We start from the raw sequence: 3345 nt of genomic DNA on the forward strand, positions 1-3345 counted from the left end.
ACCACGGGCTTGAAGGCGAGCCTCCCTCGTAGGATCCGCCATGAATCCACACCATGACCGGTAGCTTCGTGCGGGGCTTGCCGGGAGCCGGCGTGAACACGTTGAGAACAAGTTTGTCATCGCCGGGGAAGCTGGGCTCCGGAATCGCCGTATCGTCTCCCCACAAGGCGCGGCGCTGAGGCGTTGCCCCATACTGCGTCGCGTCGCGCACGCCGTCCCATGGCTTGGCGGGAACCGGGGCCATGAACCGTAAATCTCCCACGGGAGGTTGTGCGAAGGGAATCCCCAAGAAGGCATAGGAACCCGACGCGCGGCACACTCCGTGTACCAGCCCGCACTGGGTCTCTACCACTTCTCGAGGTGTTTGGCGCACCCTTGCCCCTAACGCTGATCGGCCGTGCCAGCAACCTTGCTAACACGTTCTAGCAACTACCTTACAAGCTCTTCTCTTCTTTGTCCGTCAACTATTCAAACTTCTCGTAATTACACTCATCCTAATGAACGATTATTACCCGAAGGTTAACTGTGCACGAACATTGCGTAGGAGCACCGGGCACGAACGCTGCACACGGCCACCGAACACAGCGCGCGATCACTGCGTACGACCACCACACACGCCACCGGGCACGCCACCGGGCAGGCTGCCGCACACGCCGGAAGGCACACAAAAGCGGGGACCAGTTCACAACTACCGGCCCCCGCTCCTGCTACAAATCGAACTACTTCACACCAGCCATCAGCTTAAGGATGGGCTTGCGCACGAGGAACAGAACGATTCCTACGGCGATGGACGCCAATCCAATGATCAAGAAGTATGGCACCTCATTGTCCGTGGAATAGAAGGAGGAAAGCGAACCTGCCAACGATGATCCGAGGGAAACGGAGAGGAAGTACAACGCAACCATCTGTGAATGGAAGGCATGCGGCGAAAGCTTCGTGGCCAGTGATTGCCCAACTGGGGACAAGCACAATTCGGCCATGGTGAAGAGGAACAGCACCAGAACAATCGCCAGGAACGGCACCGAGTTGGCCCCGCCACCGCTGAATGGAATGAAGGCCAAGAAGGCGAATCCCATGATGATGGTCCCGAGTGCGAATTTCACCGGAGCGGACGGCTGGCGATCTCCCAGCTTGGTCCACATGGCAGCGAATACGCCGGCGAAGATGATGATGAACACCGGATTGATGGAGGTCACAACGCTCGGCGGAAGCTCGAACCCGAAAATGTCGCGGTTCAGGCGCTGATCGGAGTAGATCGCCACCACGGTGAACTGCTGCTGGAACAGTGACCAGAACACGGCGGACGCAAAGAACAGTGGCACGAAGGAGTACACGCGCGAGCGCTCAACACCGCTGATCTGCTTGCTCTTGAGGATGGTGCCGAACAGGAAGATGGCGGTCAGGAGCGTTAGGACAACAACAATGTTGGCCAAGCTTTCGGCAGCGATCAGTCCCAGCGAGACGATCAAGGCGATAACCAGAACAACAGCCACGATGGCGATTGCCCACACCGTCCGCTCGCGGCGGCTCAGGGGATTGGTGGGCTTAGAGCCCTCGTCCGTCAAAGTGTGGTGGCGCATGGCCAGATACTGAATCAGTCCAGCAGCCATTCCGATAGCAGCAAGCCCGAATCCCCAGTGGAAGCCCTTCCAGCCCCACACGGCGCTGGTGAGCAGCGGGCCAACAAGGCCGCCGATGTTCACACCCATGTAGTAAATGGAGAACGCAGCGTCGCGGCGATTATCGCCCTCTTCGTACAGATCGCCAACTGTGGTGGAGGTGGTGGTCTTCAGCGATCCAGCACCAACGGCAACACAAATAAGGCCAACGGCCAAACCGGCAACGCCGGGCAAAACTGCGAGTGCAAGATGGCCGATCATGACCAAAATGGCCGAGGAGAGCAGCGTCTTTTCCGCTCCCAGTATGCGATCGGCAATCCAGCCGCCAATCACGGAGGACAGGTACACGAGGCCGCCGTATGCACCCACGATCGAGGTGGCGGCAGCTTCGGTCATTCCCAGTCCGCCGTCAGTGGCGGAGTAGTAAATGTAATAGGCAAGTAATCCCTGCATGCCGTAGAAGCTGAAACGCTCCCACATCTCCACGCCTGCGAGGTTCGCGAGCCCCCACGGGTGTCCGAAGAACCCGCCTCTGCCCTTTTCGCTGGGCTCTACTTCGGTGGTCTGCTCAGACACACGCAACATCCCTTCAAGATCTTTGTGAGGCCGATGTTGATAGGCCCCAAACAATTTGTAGACCCTACCATCCCGGAAAAGCAGGCGGGCTCCACAGGTCCCATACTGCTACTGAGGACCCGGTAGGCGCCCAGCACACAAGATCTCAACATCCGACACAACCCGCATCGCCGCGGGGTTTATAGAAATTCGCTCAACCGTATACGGCACGCATAAAAACACACAGTGCAACGCAGCACAGTTCATTGCTCATAAGCGTAGAGCCGCGGCTCTACTTCTCTGGCGCCTGCAGCTTCCTGATCCCCAAAAAGAGGAGCGCGGCCGCCCCGGCAACTACGCCGCCCATACCAATATCGCGCCCGTCAATCCCGCTGCCCTCGAGTCCGTTCGCACCGATGGAAGTACGCGTGGGCACTGAAATGGGAGTTGCGGTTGGGCTCGGTTCATCCGAGAGATCCGGATCGGACACCGGTCCAGATTCGTCCGTAGTACCGGATTCGATTGGGAAGGGCCAGCTTGAGTTATTTGAGTTTGACGACGACGGCGAACTCGGCTCGCCCGCACTCCCCTCTGGCGAACTCGGTGAATCACTGGGGGAACTAGGCGAGGTGCCCGGAGAACTGGGGGTGTCACTGGGCGAACTCGGTGACTCACTCGGCGAAGTCGGTGTTTCACTCGGGGTTTCGCTGGGCGAATCAGTTGGTTCGCTGGGCTCACTGGGCGAAGGAGTTGGCGATGTGCCACGCTCAACCGTCAGGGCAACCGTTGCGGACGCCGACGTATCCTTTCCATCACTCACTGTATAAGTGAACGTAACCCGACCAGCAAACGTAGAGGAGGCGGTGAAAGTTGCCTTTCCATCCGAGGTCACACTGACCTTTCCCTGCTGGGCAGGCGGAGCCTTTTCGAGTTGATAGGTTAGGTCATCACCGTCCTCATCTTCGCCAAATAGGCTGAAACTAACCGATTTGCCTTGCTCAACTGATCCGGCTGAAATGGGCTCGGCCGTGGGCGGAGTGTTTTCCAGCTCAGGAGGGTCGGTTTCTTCAGGAGGCTCCGGCTCCTCGGGAGACTCAGAATCCTCGGGTAACTCGCCTTCTAAAGGTGGTGTTGTGCCGGTTGGAGGCGTAGGAATCTCGGATTCGGCGGG

General features: G+C 58.6%; 4 protein-coding genes and 1 pseudogene. 1 reads left to right on the plus strand and 4 read right to left on the minus strand.

Annotated features, from left to right (window positions below; all coding sequences use genetic code 11):
* The 3 genes from ACTHV6_RS11460 to ACTHV6_RS11470 all read right to left on the minus strand — a co-directional run.
* The coding region (locus ACTHV6_RS11460; protein WP_441387726.1) for a carboxylesterase family protein at positions 1-373 on the minus strand (373 nt) is incomplete at its 3' end.
* A gap of 346 nt (positions 374-719) precedes the next feature.
* Positions 720-2195 (minus strand): peptide MFS transporter, encoded by a 1476-nt coding sequence (locus tag ACTHV6_RS11465; RefSeq protein WP_441387728.1) that lies wholly within the window; start codon positions 2193-2195, stop codon positions 720-722.
* A gap of 271 nt (positions 2196-2466) precedes the next feature.
* Positions 2467-2610 carry a hypothetical protein gene (locus ACTHV6_RS11470; protein WP_441387736.1) on the minus strand — a complete coding sequence of 48 codons (144 nt, stop codon included), beginning with the start codon at positions 2608-2610 and terminating at the stop codon, positions 2467-2469.
* Here ACTHV6_RS11470 and ACTHV6_RS11475 point away from each other — a divergent pair.
* Positions 2603-3001: a hypothetical protein gene (locus ACTHV6_RS11475; protein ID WP_441387738.1), complete on the plus strand. Its 399-nt coding sequence runs from the start codon at positions 2603-2605 to the stop codon at positions 2999-3001. The two genes, ACTHV6_RS11470 and ACTHV6_RS11475, sit on opposite strands and share 8 nt — an antisense overlap.
* Here ACTHV6_RS11475 and ACTHV6_RS11480 read toward each other — a convergent pair.
* Positions 3001-3330: pseudogene (locus ACTHV6_RS11480) on the minus strand (Ig-like domain-containing protein); the annotation flags it as partial. The gene ACTHV6_RS11475 and the pseudogene ACTHV6_RS11480 sit on opposite strands and share 1 nt — an antisense overlap.
* Between the last annotated feature and the right edge of the window lie 15 nt (positions 3331-3345).

Origin of the sequence: Ancrocorticia sp. (genome assembly GCF_052089425.1) — a bacterium.
GTDB lineage: Bacteria > Actinomycetota > Actinomycetes > Actinomycetales > Actinomycetaceae > Ancrocorticia.